General features: G+C 64.9%; 16 protein-coding genes. 6 read left to right on the forward strand and 10 right to left on the reverse strand.

What is annotated here, in order from left to right; all coding sequences use genetic code 11:
- Positions 1-77 precede the first annotated feature (77 nt).
- A complete protein-coding gene (gene dnaA, locus ACLIIZ_RS00780; RefSeq protein WP_416690259.1) occupies positions 78-1469 on the reverse strand; it encodes a chromosomal replication initiator protein DnaA in 1392 nt (463 codons plus the stop codon).
- Between the two features lie 235 nt (positions 1470-1704).
- Between dnaA and rpmH the strand changes: the two genes are divergently transcribed.
- Genes rpmH through mnmE form a run of 5 tightly spaced genes read left to right on the forward strand, consistent with a single transcriptional unit; the run spans position 1705 to position 5471 of the window.
- Positions 1705-1839 (forward strand): 50S ribosomal protein L34, encoded by a 135-nt coding sequence (rpmH, locus tag ACLIIZ_RS00785; protein WP_027457001.1) that lies wholly within the window; start codon positions 1705-1707, stop codon positions 1837-1839.
- Between the two features lie 18 nt (positions 1840-1857).
- Positions 1858-2229, forward strand: a complete 372-nt coding sequence (gene rnpA, locus ACLIIZ_RS00790) for a ribonuclease P protein component (RefSeq protein ID WP_416690261.1) — start codon at positions 1858-1860, stop codon at positions 2227-2229.
- Positions 2226-2435, forward strand: a complete 210-nt coding sequence (gene yidD, locus ACLIIZ_RS00795) for a membrane protein insertion efficiency factor YidD (protein ID WP_416690263.1) — start codon at positions 2226-2228, stop codon at positions 2433-2435. The genes rnpA and yidD overlap by 4 nt, the downstream gene beginning before the upstream one ends.
- 27 nt (positions 2436-2462) lie before the next feature.
- Positions 2463-4121 carry a membrane protein insertase YidC gene (gene yidC, locus ACLIIZ_RS00800; protein WP_416690265.1) on the forward strand — a complete coding sequence of 553 codons (1659 nt, stop codon included), beginning with the start codon at positions 2463-2465 and terminating at the stop codon, positions 4119-4121.
- A 3-nt stretch (positions 4122-4124) separates the two neighbouring features.
- Complete coding sequence (mnmE, locus tag ACLIIZ_RS00805) at positions 4125-5471, forward strand: tRNA uridine-5-carboxymethylaminomethyl(34) synthesis GTPase MnmE (RefSeq protein WP_416690267.1); 1347 nt, start codon at positions 4125-4127, stop codon at positions 5469-5471.
- Between the two features lie 240 nt (positions 5472-5711).
- Here mnmE and ACLIIZ_RS00810 read toward each other — a convergent pair whose 3' ends face one another.
- Genes ACLIIZ_RS00810 through ACLIIZ_RS00825 form a run of 4 tightly spaced genes read right to left on the reverse strand, consistent with a single transcriptional unit; the run spans position 5712 to position 8554 of the window.
- Positions 5712-6353, reverse strand: coding sequence for a hypothetical protein (locus ACLIIZ_RS00810; protein ID WP_416690269.1), 642 nt, complete (start codon positions 6351-6353; stop codon positions 5712-5714).
- Positions 6350-7198 carry an MlaD family protein gene (locus ACLIIZ_RS00815; protein WP_416690271.1) on the reverse strand — a complete coding sequence of 283 codons (849 nt, stop codon included), beginning with the start codon at positions 7196-7198 and terminating at the stop codon, positions 6350-6352. The genes ACLIIZ_RS00810 and ACLIIZ_RS00815 overlap by 4 nt, the downstream gene beginning before the upstream one ends.
- A gap of 4 nt (positions 7199-7202) precedes the next feature.
- A complete protein-coding gene (locus tag ACLIIZ_RS00820; RefSeq protein WP_416690273.1) occupies positions 7203-7946 on the reverse strand; it encodes an ABC transporter permease family protein in 744 nt (247 codons plus the stop codon).
- A gap of 14 nt (positions 7947-7960) precedes the next feature.
- Entirely contained in the window at positions 7961-8554 is a 594-nt protein-coding gene (locus ACLIIZ_RS00825) for a DUF2726 domain-containing protein (RefSeq protein WP_416690275.1), read from the reverse strand.
- 93 nt (positions 8555-8647) lie between these two features.
- Here ACLIIZ_RS00825 and ACLIIZ_RS00830 point away from each other — a divergent pair, with 93 nt between their 5' ends.
- Positions 8648-9430, forward strand: a complete 783-nt coding sequence (locus tag ACLIIZ_RS00830; RefSeq protein ID WP_416690277.1) for a sulfite exporter TauE/SafE family protein — start codon at positions 8648-8650, stop codon at positions 9428-9430.
- Here the strand turns inward: ACLIIZ_RS00830 and ACLIIZ_RS00835 are convergent.
- The 5 genes from ACLIIZ_RS00835 to cutA all read right to left on the reverse strand — a co-directional run bounded on the left by ACLIIZ_RS00835 (position 9420) and on the right by cutA (position 14336).
- On the reverse strand, positions 9420-10106 hold the full coding sequence (locus tag ACLIIZ_RS00835; RefSeq protein WP_416690278.1) for a 2-phosphosulfolactate phosphatase: 687 nt from the start codon (positions 10104-10106) through the stop codon (positions 9420-9422). The genes ACLIIZ_RS00830 and ACLIIZ_RS00835 overlap by 11 nt on opposite strands.
- Before the next feature lie 103 nt (positions 10107-10209).
- Positions 10210-11061 carry a YihY/virulence factor BrkB family protein gene (locus ACLIIZ_RS00840; protein ID WP_416690280.1) on the reverse strand — a complete coding sequence of 284 codons (852 nt, stop codon included), beginning with the start codon at positions 11059-11061 and terminating at the stop codon, positions 10210-10212.
- 7 nt (positions 11062-11068) lie between these two features.
- Positions 11069-12244, reverse strand: a complete 1176-nt coding sequence (locus ACLIIZ_RS00845; protein ID WP_416690282.1) for a DUF1615 domain-containing protein — start codon at positions 12242-12244, stop codon at positions 11069-11071.
- Between the two features lie 8 nt (positions 12245-12252).
- A complete protein-coding gene (dsbD, locus tag ACLIIZ_RS00850) occupies positions 12253-14022 on the reverse strand; it encodes a protein-disulfide reductase DsbD (RefSeq protein WP_416690283.1) in 1770 nt (589 codons plus the stop codon).
- On the reverse strand, positions 14019-14336 hold the full coding sequence (gene cutA, locus ACLIIZ_RS00855) for a divalent-cation tolerance protein CutA (RefSeq protein ID WP_416690285.1): 318 nt from the start codon (positions 14334-14336) through the stop codon (positions 14019-14021). The genes dsbD and cutA overlap by 4 nt, the downstream gene beginning before the upstream one ends.
- Position 14337: the final 1 nt, after the last annotated feature.

Genomic DNA, 14337 nt, shown 5'->3' on the forward strand with positions numbered 1-14337 from the left:
ATAATTTTCCCACAAAGCGCAAAAGTCGGCTTCATCCCCAGTTCGCCTACAGTTTACCCACAGGGTTGTCGACAGCCTCATCCCTTGAGTACCTGCAGCAGTACGTGGAGGTCGTGGTTCAGTTCGTTGTCCTTGGCGCGCAGGCTGTCGATCGTCTTTACCGCGTGAATGACCGTGGTGTGATCGCGCCCACCGAAAGCATCGCCGATTTCCGGGAAGCTGTGGCTGGTGACTTCGCGGCATAGCCACATCGCCACCTGGCGCGGCCGGGCAATCGCCCGCGTACGCTTCTTGGAGAAGAATTCGGCGACCTTGATCTTGTAATAGTCGGAGACGGTCTTCTGGATGTAGTCGATGCCGACGTTGCGCACCGAACCGATGACGTCCTTGAGCGCTTCCTTGGCCAGGTCGAGGGCGATGGCACGACCGTGGAAGGAGGAATAGGCGAGCACCTTCTTCAGTGCCCCTTCCAGCTCGCGCACATTGGAACGCAGATGCTTGGCGATGAAGAAGGGAACCTCGTCGTCGAGCTGGATGCCTTCCGCCTCCGCCTTCTTCTTCAGGATGGCGACGCGCATTTCCAGTTCCGGCGGCTCGATCTGCACCGTCAGCCCCCAGTCGAAGCGGGTCACCAACCGGTCGTCGAGACCGTTGATGTCCTTCGGATAGGTATCGCAGGTGATGATGATCTGCTTCCTGGCTTCGATCAGCGCGTTGAACAGGAAGAAGAACTCCTCCTGCGAACGGTTCTTGCCGTTGAAGAACTGCACGTCGTCGAGCAGCAGCACATCGAGCGAACGGTAGGTGCGCTTGAAGGTGTCGAAGGACTTCTGCTGGTAGGCGCGGACGACGTCGGAGTAATAATCCTCGGCATGCACGTAGCGGACGATCTTCTCCGGATTGTCGCGGACGATGTGGTTGCCGATGGCATGAATCAGGTGGGTCTTGCCGAGACCGGCGCCGCCGTAGATGAACAACGGGTTGTAGGCGCCACCCGGGTTGTTGGCAACCTGCACGGCGGCGGCCCGGGCCAGATCGTTGGCGCGGCCGACCACCAGGTTGTCGAAGGTGAAATTGGAGAACAGCCGCGATTTCTCGTAAACCGAAGCCACCTTGCTGCGTGCTGCGGGTGGCGCTGCTTCGGGCACGGCAACTGCCGGTACCGCTGGCGCGCCGCCGGCAGAAGGGCTGGCGCTCGGGGCGCGGCTGGCCGCCGGTTTGCCACTGCCGATCACCAGCGAGATGTTGACCGGCGCCGAAAAGAAGGTTGCGCCGTAGTCCTCGATGCGTGACAGATAGCGGTCACGTACCCATTTCAGGATGAAGCCGTTCGGCGCGATCAGGCGCAATCCGTCTTCCAGTGCCGTGCTCTCACCTTCCAGGCGCAATGGCTTGATCCAGGTATTGAACTGCTGCGCTGGCAGTTCCTGTTCGAAGCGCTGCAAACAGGATTCCCAGAAACCAGTCATTGAAGGAAAAACTCCATGCCCCACTGCCACCGTTATGGTGATCAGTTTTATTAATTCTATGATTGGAAATCGGATTTCCAATGAAATCGGCGGCTGGTCGGCCGCCGAACGAGGGCTAATTCTACTCCCCCGGCCACAGGTTATCCACAGCGTCAGCAAATAATTCAAGTTGACAGCAATGGTCCAAACAAGGTGTAATCACGCGTTTTTCTCCGCTCACTCAAGGAATTACGACATGAAACGCACGTATCAACCTTCGGTCGTGCGCCGCAAGCGCACCCATGGCTTCCTGGTCCGTTCGCGCACCAAGGGCGGCCGTGCAGTCCTCGCTGCCCGCCGTGCCAAGGGCCGCAAGCGTCTGGCCGTTTAATACCGGACTATCGGCGAGGTGGCTGCAAGCTTCGCCAGACGCTATCGCCTGACCAAAACGGATGAGTATTCATCCGTTTTTGGTTTCCGGAAGGCCATTCGCGGCAACTGGCTGATGCTGCATTACCTGCCGCGGCCGGAAGGCGATATCGATGCCCGGCTCGGTCTGGTCATCGGCAAGAAACTGCTCAAGCGGGCGGTCGATCGCAACCGGGTGAAACGCATCGTGCGCGAACAGTTTCGTCTGCGTCGATCCGCCCTGCCGGTCTGCGACCTGATCGTCAGGCTGGCGACCAAGCCATTACCACTTGACGGCAAGGCCATCGCTGCCGACATCAATGCGCTTTTCGACCGTCTGTGCCGGCCGCGCGCAAAAAGGGAAAGTGCATGAAGCTGCTCCTCATCGCACTGGTTCGTTTCTATCAGTACGCCATCAGTCCGCTTTTCGGACGACGTTGCCGCTATTTTCCCACCTGTTCCGAATATACGGTCGATGCGATCCGCAAGTACGGCGCCATCAAGGGCGGCTGGCTCGGCATCAAACGTATTTTCCGTTGTCACCCCTGGCATCCGGGCGGGTATGATCCCGTACCCTGAACCCCCAACAAATCACGTAGGCAGCCCATGGATACTCGACGCCTGATACTGGTCATGATCTTCGCCTTCTCCAGCTTCATGCTGTGGGAAAACTGGCAGCAGTACAAGCAGCCGAAACCGGCAACCAGCGCGCCGGTAGCAAGCGCCCCAGCGACCGGCGGCAGCGCTGCGCCGACGCCTTCAGTCAACCTGCAGGCGGGTGCCGTCGCGGTTGCGACTGCGCCGGCAGCGGCAGCACAAAACAATGCCGCCAGCTTCGTCGTCGAAACCGATCTGATCAAAGCCAGCATTTCCACTCAGGGTGGCGACCTGCTTGGTCTGGAACTGAAGAAGTACAAGGAAAGCGATAACAAGGAAAGCAATTTCCACCTGTTCGACGCCAAGCATCAATATGCCGCCCAGAGTGGCCTGATCGGCGATGGCCTGCCCAATCACCGCAGCCTGTTCCACCGTGTGGACGGCCCGCTGCAACTCGCCGATGGCAACAACGAACTGAAGATTCGCCTCGAAGCCGACGGTCCGCAAGGTGTCCGCGTCGCGAAGATTCTTACCTTCAAGCGTGGGTCCTACCTGATTGATGTTGCTTGGGAGATCACCAACGGTTCCGACAAGCCGCTGGCCCCGCACGCCTATTTCCAGATCCAGCGCGACAGCGCCGAACCTGGCGGCAGCAACATGATGATGCAGACCTTCACCGGTCCCGCCGTCTATACCGAAGCCGACAAGTACCAGAAGGTGAAGTTCGGCGATATAACGGACAACAAGGCCAAGTTTGCCAAGACTGCCGACAACGGCTGGCTGGCGATGGTCCAGCATTACTTCGTTGCTGCCTGGGTACCGGCCCAGGGCGTACAGCGCGAGTACTACATGCGCAAAATCGACGGCAGCCAGCTGTTCCAGACCGGCATCATCCTGCCGGTCAGCGCAATCGGCCCGGGCACCAGCACCGTGGTCAGTACGGCCTTGTTCGCCGGCCCGCAGGAACAAGCGGCGCTCAAGGCCGTCGCCCCGGGGCTCGATCTGGTCGTCGATTACGGCTGGCTGACGGTGATTGCCGCGCCGATCTTCTGGGCACTGCAGTTCATCCATGGCCTGGTCGGCAACTGGGGCTGGGCCATCGTCCTCCTGACGGTGGCGATCAAGGCCGCCTTCTTCCCGCTGTCGGCCGCCTCGTACAAGTCGATGGCCAAGATGCGCGTGGTCTCGCCGCGCCTGATGCAGTTGAAGGAGCGCTACGGCGACGACAAGGCCCGTCTGAACCAGGAAATGATGAAGCTGTATCAGACCGAGAAGATCAATCCGCTCGGCGGCTGCCTGCCGATTCTGGTGCAGATTCCGGTCTTCATCGCCCTCTACTGGGTACTACTCGGCGCCGTCGAGATGCGCGACGCGCCGTGGATCGGCTGGATCACCGACCTCGCGTCGGCCGACCCCTATTACATCCTGCCGGTGATCATGATCGTCTCGATGATCATCCAGATGAAGCTCAACCCGACGCCGCCGGACCCGATCCAGGCCAAGGTGATGATGGCCATGCCCTTCATCTTCGGCATCATGTTCCTCTGGTTCCCGGCCGGTCTGGTCCTCTACTGGGTGGTCAACAACATCCTGTCGATCGCCCAGCAATGGCAGATCACGCGCATGATGGAAGCCGGTGGCAAGGCGGCCAACGACGCGAAAGCCTGAGGTGTGAAACAGGACACCATCGCCGCCATCGCCACGGCCCCCGGCCGTGGCGGAGTGGGCGTCATCCGCATTTCGGGCAGCAACTTGCTGCCCTTTGCTTTTGCACTGACCGGCAAGACGCCGAAGGCGCGCTACGCGACGCTGGCCGATTTTCGGGCCGGCGATGGCGCGACCATCGACAGCGGCCTGCTGCTTTACTTTCCTGCCCCGCATTCCTTCACCGGCGAGGATGTTCTCGAACTACAGGGCCACGGCGGCCCGGTCGTCATGCAGATGCTGCTCGGCCGTTGCCTCGACCTCGGCGCCCGGCTCGCCGAACCGGGCGAATTCAGCCGGCGCGCCTTCCTCAACGGCAAGATGGACCTTGCCCAGGCCGAAGCCGTCGCCGACCTGATCGACGCCGCCACGGCCAGCGCCGCGCGTTCCGCGGTACGTTCGCTACAGGGCGAATTCTCGCGGGCGATCGGCGAACTGAATGCGGAACTGATCAACCTGCGCATGCTGGTCGAAGCGACCCTCGATTTTCCGGAAGAGGAGATCGACTTCCTCAAGGCCGCCGATGCCTTCGGCCGCCTCGAACGCCTGCAGCGCAAGCTGGCGGAAATCTTTGACCGCGCCGGCCAGGGCAAGCTGCTGCAGAGCGGCCTGCACGTCGTCCTGGTCGGTCAGCCGAACGTCGGCAAGTCCTCGCTGCTCAACCGCCTGGCCGGCGACGAGCTGGCCATCGTCACACCGATTGCCGGTACCACGCGCGACGCGCTGCGCTCGACCATCCAGATCGCAGGCATCCCGCTGCACATCATCGATACCGCCGGCCTGCGCGAAACCGACGACGAAGTCGAGAGAATCGGCATTGCCCGCACCTGGCAGGAGATTGAACGCGCCGACGTGGTGCTGCTGCTGGTCGACGCCCGCGCCGGCATCGCCGATGCCGACCGCGCCATCCTGGCCCGGATGCCGGAACGCCTGCAGCGGATCACCGTGCACAACAAGATCGACCTGCTCGCGCAGGCGCCGGAACGCCACCCTGAAAGCGACGGCATTGCCATCTCGCTATCCGCCAAGGCCAATCTCGGCATCGACCTGTTGCGCCAGGAGCTGCTGCGCATCGCCGGCTGGCACCAGACGGAGGATGTCTTCATCGCCCGCGAACGCCATCTGCGGGCGCTCGCCAGCGCCCAAGGTCACGTCGCCGCGGCGCGCGCCATCGTCGAAAGCGGTTTTCCGGCGCTCGAACTGTTTGCCGAAGAGTTGCGCCTGGCGCAGCAGGCACTCGGCGAAATCACCGGTGAATTCACCGCCGACGACCTGCTCGGCGTGATTTTCAGCCGTTTCTGCATCGGCAAGTAGGGCTGTCGATAAGACTGTGCACAACCCCTGTGCGGGATGTGCACGATTGGCGGAATTTTCCCTGGCGCCAATTCTGTCCCCATTTCATCCACAAGCTGCGCAGGTACTTGCCCGCAACCGAAAACTTGTCTCAATAGACTGATTTATTTCGGTAAACACAAGTTATCCACAGAGTTGTCAACGCTGTAGTTAACATAGTCTTTTTATTTAAGGTATTTATTGGTAAACCGAAAGCCACTGTCAGCGCCGCTCGCCGACGATGCGTGCGAGGCGTCTTTCGATCGCGGCGGTTCCCTCGGCATCGCCGTTCCGTTGACGCCGTTCACGTTCCAGCGTCAGCCAGGCCAGCAAGGGACGACGCCAGCCCTGAGCGCTGGCCGTATCAATGGCCAGTGCAATGCCATCCGGTGGCAGACGATTGCTCCTGAACAGCACGGCGGCGGCCAGCAGCCGTGACAAGGGGTCGGCAAGCTCCTTCAGGGCGGCAGGATTGCGCCAGGCGAGCGCCTGCGCTTCCGGTAGCAAGCCGATATCGGCGTTGTCCAGATGGCCGGCAAGGTAAGCGCCATAGACTTGTTCGCGGCGACCGGCATCGTCGGCCAGTTCGGCAAAAGCCGGACAATCGGCAGCGGCCAGCGCCGCCATGCGGACGGCACAGGCGTGCAGTTCGATGCGCGCCATCGCGCTGGCGTCACCGGTCTGGCGCACGGCAGCGCGGGCCAGGGCGAGTTGGCCGTCAGCCAGCTTGTCACGGCCTTCCATCCAGAAGCGGGCGTGCGCGTCGCGCGCCGCGTCGGCCCGGAGCAGCCAGTCCGGCGGCGGGGTATGGCTGGCGCAGGCGGCGAGCAGGGAAACGGCGAGGATCAGGGCAGCGCGTTTCATGGCAGCTCCAGCTTGCGTTCGCGGGCAAACGGCCACTTGCGGTTGAGATCGTCGATCAGTCCGGAAACCTTGCGCAGGTTGAGATCGACCTCGTTGCGCAGGGCGTCGAGGTCCTCGGTGGCGGCGCGGGTATTGCCGGTGATCGCCTTGACGTCGACCAGTGCCGCATCGACCTTCTGCTGACTGGCGCGGGCGTCGGTCAGCAGTTGCCGGCTCTGCTCCAGTGCGGCGATGACGCGACCGACATCCTTTTCGTTGCCGAGCAGCGCACCGAGCGCGCCATGCCGGCCGTTGAGGGCGGCGGTGAACTGACGCAGGTTGTCGAGGGTCACGGACAGCGCGGCATCTTCCGCAGTCAGCCGTTCGACGTTGGCGACCAGACGATGCATGGTGCTGACCAGTTCGGGAACGCCGGAAGAGGCGTCGCCGATCAGGACTTCGCGTTTCGCCCCGTCTTCCAGCGCCGGATCGTCAAGAAGGCCGCTGTAGGCGCGCAGGCGGGCGCCGCCGACTACCCCCCGTTCCAGGGTGAAGACGGAGCTGCTGCGCAGCCAGCGTGCGTCGCGGCGGGGGATATCGAGGTGGATGTGCGCCTTGCCGTCGTCGCCGAGCTCGATGCGGGTCACCCGACCGATCGGGAAGCCGGAGAAAGTCAGGTCCATGCCGACCGCGACGCCTTCCGAATTTTCGGCGACCAGCAGCAGATGCTGGTTGTCTTCGAAGACGCCGCGCGCGTTCATGACATAGACGACGAATGCCGCCACCAGGACGAGAGTGAGCAGGAGCAGGCCGATGGCCTTGGCTTCGGGATGGGCGATCGGGGAAACGGGTGGCGGTGTCGACATGAGTTCAAAATCCTCTCAACATCAGGAAGCTGGCTTCGATCAGGACCAGGACCAGCAGCAGGCGGACCATGACGCGCATTTCGCGCAGTCCGGGGTCGCGCTGGCGCGGGTCGAGCGCGACCGTCGTCGGGGCAATGCCGACGGCGATGCCGAAGAGTGCGATCTTGGCGGCAAAGCCGATGGCCAGGACGGGATCGAAGACCTGGCCGATCAGCCGGCCATAGGCCGGCAAGGCCCAGGGACTGAAGCCATGGACGACCGGGTAGGCGACCAGCAGCGTGACGAAACCGCCGATCACGGCAAGGATGACGACGGCGGCAGCATTGCCGATGGCGTACGGCAAGGCGGCGCGCAACACCGCATCGTGGTGACCGGCGTGAGCACACAGGCATTGCATCGCCATCGGCACGGCGCGCATGGCGACAAACAAGGTGGAGGCCAGCGGCAGGACTTCGACGACGAAGACGCGCAGGATGGCTTCCAGCGCCAGGTGGGTCAGACCGTAGCTGTCGGCGGTGACGGCGACGATGCGGGTCAGTACGGCGCTGATCAGCAGGCTGGCCAGCAGGAAGCCAGCCAGTGGTTGCCAGGCGGCGGCGCAGAGCACGCGGGCGGTGTGGTTGCGGGTGGCGCGGTCATGAATGCGCGGCGAGCAGGCGGCGATGAACAGCAAGGCCGCAAAGCGCAGATACCGGTATTGTCCGTGAATCCAGACGGCAGTCTGGCGCAGGAGTTTCGGCGTTGGCACGGACCCGGCCAGGATCAGGCGCGCTCGGCCTCCAGCCGTTTGCGGCGCAGGATGGCGTCGGCGATTTCACGGCTGATGGTATCGGCTTCCGGCAGCTTGTTGGGACGAAAGACGATCAGCGGAACGCCCAGACTCTGCAGCGCGACACGCTTCACTTCTTCCGAATTGTCGGTTTCCTGGGCGCTGGTCGGCCAGGCCAGCTCGATGGCGGCGACGATCGAGAAATCCTCGTCGCAGATCACGAAATCGACGCCGCGTCCGGCCATCCGGTTCAGGCGCTGCGCTTCCTGGCGACCGCGCGCCAGCGCCAGCTGGGCAACGCCGACCTGGGCGAAGACGCGCAGGTTGGGCACGGCTTCGCACAAGCGGTGGTAGAGTTCCTGCTCGCTGTCGTTGAGCAGGCGGTATTGCTTGCGTTTCGGCGATTCGATGAAGCGGGTTTCCGGATCGGCGTTTCTTGCCGGTCGCGGTTCAAGGCGCGCGGCGGCTTCCTGGCGGGGTGACGGCAAATCGGCCGGGCCGGCGGCCTTGCCGCGACGTGCGACAATCAGCAGAAAGCCGGCAATGATGGCGGCGGCGATCAGGATGCCCAGAGTCAGAGAGTCCATGCAACGTATCCTTGGTTCGATGCCGCATTATAACGACATGGCATCCTGCCTGATCACCCCGGGCGTAGCTCATTCCCCTTTCGCAGAATTCTCATGGAACTGATTTTTTCCCCGCTCGGCTGGCTCATCCTGGCCGCCTTCGTCGCCGGCCTGGTCGATGCCGTGGTCGGCGGCGGCGGCCTGATCCAGATCCCGGCGCTGTTTGCCGCCCAGCCCGGTGTGGCGCCGGCGACGCTGTTCGGTACCAACAAGTTCGCCAGCGTCTTCGGTACCGCCAATGCTGCCTGGCGCTACGCCCGGCGCGTTAACATGCCGTGGCGTACCATCCTGCCGGCGGCGGCCGCCGCCTTCGCCCTTTCCTACGCCGGCGCGGCGGCGGTCGCCTGGTTGCCGAAGGAGGCGGTGCGGCCGCTGATCCTCGTGCTGCTCATCTTCGCCGCCGCCTATACCTTGTGGAAAAAAGACTTCGGCCAGTTGCACCGGCCAGCCCACAGCGGCCACCGCGAACTGCTCTACGCGGTCCTGCTCGGTGGCGTGATCGGTTTCTACGACGGTTTTTTCGGACCGGGAACCGGCAGTTTCCTGATTTTCCTGTTCATCCGCTTCTTCGGCTTCGATTTCCTGCATGCCTCGGCCGGCGCCAAGGTGGTCAATGTGGCGACCAATGTCGCCGCCCTCGCCTTCTTCGTGCCGGCCGGTCACCTCCTGCTCGGGCTGGCGGTCGGCATGGCGCTCGCCAATGTCGCCGGATCGGCGACCGGGACCTGGCTGGCGCTGCGCCATGGCAGCGGCTTCATCCGCATCGTCTTCCTGCTCGTGGTCGGCGTGCTGATCGCCCGCTTCGCGTGGGATACCGTCGTCGCCGTCAGCGGATGACGAGTTGGCCGTCCTCGCGGTGGACCGGTAGCGCAAAGTCGTAGCGGTCGACGCTGGCGCATATTTCGAGGTCGGCCAGCGGCAGGTTCGGCCATCTGGGGTCGCCAAAACGGCGGCCGAAATCCGATTCGCGCACGCGCCGGGCGTAGCTCGCCGGGTCCGGCTGCGCGCCGTCGAGCAGGGTTTCGATGTAGTCGGCGCAGGCGATGTCCTCGTCGCCGTCGCGGTCTACCCATTCGCCGGTGATGACGAAGCAGACTTCCTGCGCGGCGCTGGCCCGGATTGCCGCCACGGTGGCGGCGGCGCACACCAGGCTGGCGGCGAACAGCCGGCTGGCGCCGTGAAAGCGCTGCAAGCCACGCACGCCGGCGGCGGTGCTCATCACCACCGGACGGCCGGCGAAGCGAGCGGCGGCGAGGCATGAAGGCGAATTGCCGAAATCGAAACCGGGAATCGGATCGCCGCCGCCGACGGCACCGATCGACAGCGCGCCGGGCAGGCGCGCGGTCAAGGCGGCAGCGGCTGCGGCGCCATCTACCGGGTGAATCGCCGCCGCGCCGTTGGCCAGGGCGACGGCGGCCGAAGTGAAGGAGCGCAGCACGTCGATGACGACGACGGTGTCGGCGTGCGCCGGCGGCGTCTGCAGGCGGTTCAGGTAGAGCCGGGAAAAGCGCATGGCGGTGAGCGTCGCGGGTAACCGGATGCGGCCGATTCTAGCAGCCTGTCGGACTTGATGGGTCGCAGCGAAAAATGTGGGAGACGAGGGCAGTTTTAGGCTGCTAGCAAGCCTTGCCGGCCGCGTAGCCGCCTTGCTCGAGCTCGGCGATCACCTGGGCGCCGAGCAGCAGCAGGATGGCGGCGGCTTCGAGGCTGAAGAGAAGGACGACGGTGCTGGCGAGCGAACCGTAGACGACGCCGATGCGCGATGCCGAGGCGAAGTACCAGGCCAGCCCGTGGCGGACGATTTCCCACAGCAGGGCACCGGCGAAGCCGCCGATGAAGGCGTGCGCCAGGCGGGTGCGACCGACCGGCACGATCAGGTAGAGCAGGCCGAGCACGCAGCCGACGAGGACGATGCCGGGCAGCGGCAACAGGATGTCGGCGACGCTGGCGAGCGAGCGGCTGTCGCCGAACAGCAAAAGCTCGCGATCCCCCAGCGCCTGCAGCGCGCTGACGCCGAGGGTGAGCGGCAGCACGGTCAGCACCAGCATCGGGACCAGCAGATAGGGCAGCACCGCCGAGACCAGGAAATGGCGCGGCCGGCGCTCGCCGCGATGGGTGAAGATCACCGCCAGCGCCTTCTCCAGCACCGAGAAGGCGGAAGCGCTGAAGAACAGGAGAGTGCCGAACATGGTCACGCCGATCGAGCCGCGATGATCGAGGAAGGCGCTGACGTCGGCGAGCAGCAGTCCGGCCTGGTTGGGCAGCAGCCAGTCGAGGTTGCGGCCGATGGCGTCGAGCAGGAGGGCGGGTTCGACCAGTTGCGAGAGGCCGATGATGCTGAGGATCAGTAGCGGCAGCAGCGAGAGCAGCGCGTAGTAAGCGAGCGCGCCGGCCATCAGGAAGCCTTGGTTGCGGTAGAAGGCGACGGCGACCCGGCGCAGGAAGGCGAACAGGGTGGCGCCGGGCATCGCCGGGTCAGCGCTGGAAACGCCGGCCGCGGCCGAGGCAGCCGAGGTAGCGGTCTTCGACCCGTTTGGCGAACCAGCCGGTGGTCAGCTTGCGGGTGATCTTCGGACTCTTTAGCTGGATTTCCGGCAGTATCTGGCGCGGCAGCGTCTTGCCGGCATCGGCTTCGGCCAGTTCGAAGACCTTGAGGAAAAGCGGGCTGCGCGAGAAGGCTTCGTTCTTTTCCAGCAGCAGATCGCGGCGGATTTGCGGCCGGCTCATGTCGAGTCGGTCGGCGAGTTCGAGGGTCAGCGTTTCCACCTCGCTCGGCGTGGCGGAGGGCTTGCCTTCATCGTAGCGCAGCAGGTCGCCGTCGAGCCCGAGTTTGCGGCCGGTCAGCCCGCCCAGCGCCGCCTGGAAGGCGGCGTTGCGGCTGCTGTAGCGGCCGGCGTTGAAGTCGGCGAAGCGATAGACGATGCGATCGTAGGGCACCGCGTAATCGAGCAGGATGGCGGCGCCGAAATAGACGCCACCGCGCCGGGTGAACACCTCGTTGCGCAGCTTGCCCTCGTAGGCATACGGGTACTTGCGCTGGCGCACGTGCTGTTCGGCGAACTCGATCGATACCTGCATCGGTCCGCCGGTGCGTACCGGGTTGAAGCCGCCGAGCAGTTTCCGGCCGAACGGCAGTTCGCCGATCATGTCCTCGAACAGCGCGTTGAGCTGGGTCTCGGTCTTCAGGGCGGCGATCCGCGCTTCGTAGGTCCGGCCGTCGGGCGAGGTCTTGCGCAAGGCCGTATCGACCACCAGCTTCGGGATGCGGTAGCGCTCCTCGCGTTCGGCCAGCTCGCGGCGGACGATGCGGGGCAGGCCGGGGACCGGCGGATCGGCCTGGAAACTCGACTCCTGGTCGATGATGGCGATCGCCGCGCAATAGGTCTGGGTGGCGTGCGGCACGCCGAGGTGCTCGTAGGCGGTGTGCAGGTCTTCCGCCCAGCCCTGGCGATCCCTGGCGCGGGCGGGAATCAGGCGGACGATGCGGCGTAGCCGCTCGTCGCGCTCCAGGGTTTCCGGCCAGGCCGAGGCGGTCTTGCCCTTGGCCTGGTACGCCATGTCCGGCGGCAGCGCCGGTCCTTCCTTCTCGCTGTCGAACAGCGAGCAGCCGCCGAGCGCGGCAAGCAGGGCGAACGGCAGCCAGCGATGCACGATGCGCCTTAGCCGCTTACGCGGTTCAGGCTGGCGAGGAAGCGTTCGGCGTCCTGGAAGCCGACGACCCTTACGCCCTTGATTTCCTGACCCGCCGGATCGAAGAAGATGATCCCGGGCGGTCCGAACAGGCCGAAGCGGGCGAGCAGCGCCTTGTCGTCGGGGCTGTTGGCGGTGACGTCGGCCTTCAGCAGCAGGAAACCGGCGAGCTTCTGGCGCACCGCCGGGTCGCTGAAGGTGAATTTCTCCATTTCCTTGCACGAGACACACCAGTCGGCGTAGAAATCGAGCATCACCGGTTGCCCGGCGCTCGCCAGGCGGGCGTCGAGTTCGGCCAGCGAAGCGACTTTCTGGAACGGCAGGGTCGGCGTTTCGGCGGCGATCGCGCTGCCGCGCAGGCCGGCCAGCGGTTGCAGCGGGTCGCGGCCGCCGGCCAGGGCGCCGACCAGCAGAGCGGCGCCGGTGAGCAGCATGAGGATGCCGATGCCTTTCCAGAAGCGCTGCCAGCCACGGGCGTGCGGCGGCAGCGGATCGAGCGCGTGCAGGTAGATGGCGGGGACGATGAGCAGCACCGCCCAGCCGAACATGCTGGCCAGCGCCGGGATCACCGGCGACAGCAGCCACAGCGCGGTGGCCAGCAGCAGCACGCCGAAGGCCCGACGGACGCCTTCCATCCACGGCCCGGCCTTGGGCAGCAGCGAACCGCCGGCGACGCCAACGGCGATCAGCGGCGCGCCCATGCCGAGCGCCATGACGAAGAGGGCGACGCCGCCGAACAGCGCGTCGCCGGTCTGGCCGATGTAGAGCAGCGCGCCGGCGAGCGGCGCGGCGACGCAGGGGCCGACGATCAGCGCCGACAGCGCGCCCATCAGGAAGACGCCGATGCCGCGTCCGCCCTGCAGGTGGCCGGTTTCTTCCGAAAGTTTGCTCTGCAGCGAGGTCGGTAGCTGCAGTTCGTAGAAGCCGAACATCGAGAACGAGAGGATCACGAAGACCAGCGCGAAACCGCCCAGCACCCAGACATTCTGCAGCGCTGCCGAGAGCAGCGTGCCGGTCAGACCGGCGGCGATGCCGGCGGCGGCGTAGGTGACCGCCATGCCCAGCACGTAGGCGAGCGACAGCGCCAATCCCCTGCCCTTCGACGCCCGGTGGCCCTGGCCGGCGATGATGCCGGAGAGGATGGGGATCATCGGGAAGACGCAGGGGGTCAGCGAGAGACCGAGGCCGGCGACGAAGAAAAGCGCCAGGCTGGTCCAGAAACCGGCGTTTTTCAGCGTCTCGGCGATCATCCCGCTTTCGTCACCGGCGGCGGTCGACGGCGTTTCGCCCAGCGCCGGCGCGGCCGGCGTGCTGTCCGGGTCGGGCAGGTTGAGCAGTACCGTCTGCGTCTGCGGCGGATAGCAGACGCCGGCATCGGCGCAGCCCTGCGAGACGAGGTCGAGGGTCAGCGGCAAGGCCCCGGAACTGTTGCGCTCGACGGCGACGCGGAAGTGCACCGTCTTGTAATAGACCTCGACCCGGCCGAAGTTCTCGTCCTGCTTTTCCTTGCCTGGCGGCAGTTGCAGCGGGCCGAGGACGATCGTTTCATCGGCGGCGCGGACGCGGAACTTGTCCTTGTACAGGTAGTAGTCGGCGGCAATTTCGTAACTGACCTCGACCGTCCGGCCGTCGAGCGCCCGCGCCGTGGCCTTGAAGGCGACGGCCGGATCGAGGAATTCCTGGGCGTGGACGCAGGAAGCCAGGAAGGCGAAGAGAAGGAACAGGAGGCGCATGGTCATTGGACGGGTTTTTCCGCCAGCCAGTTCAGATAGGCCGGCAAGCCCCGCGTGATGGGCAGGGCGATGATCTCGGGAAGCTCGTAGGGATGCAGTTCGGCGATCCGTTGTTCGAGCGCCGGGTAGTTTGCCGCGCTCGCCTTGATCAGCAACGGAACCTCCGATGCCGATTCGACGACGCCCTGCCAGCGGTAGATCGACTGCACACGCGGCAGGAGGTTGACGCAGGCGGCGAGACCTTCTTCGACGACGGCCAGGGCGATGGCGTTGGCGACGGCTTCGTCGGGACAGTTGGTCAGGATGAGCAGGTTTTCCATC

The organism is Azonexus caeni (genome assembly GCF_048146105.1).
GTDB classification, from domain to species: Bacteria; Pseudomonadota; Gammaproteobacteria; order Burkholderiales; family Rhodocyclaceae; genus Azonexus; species Azonexus aromaticus_B.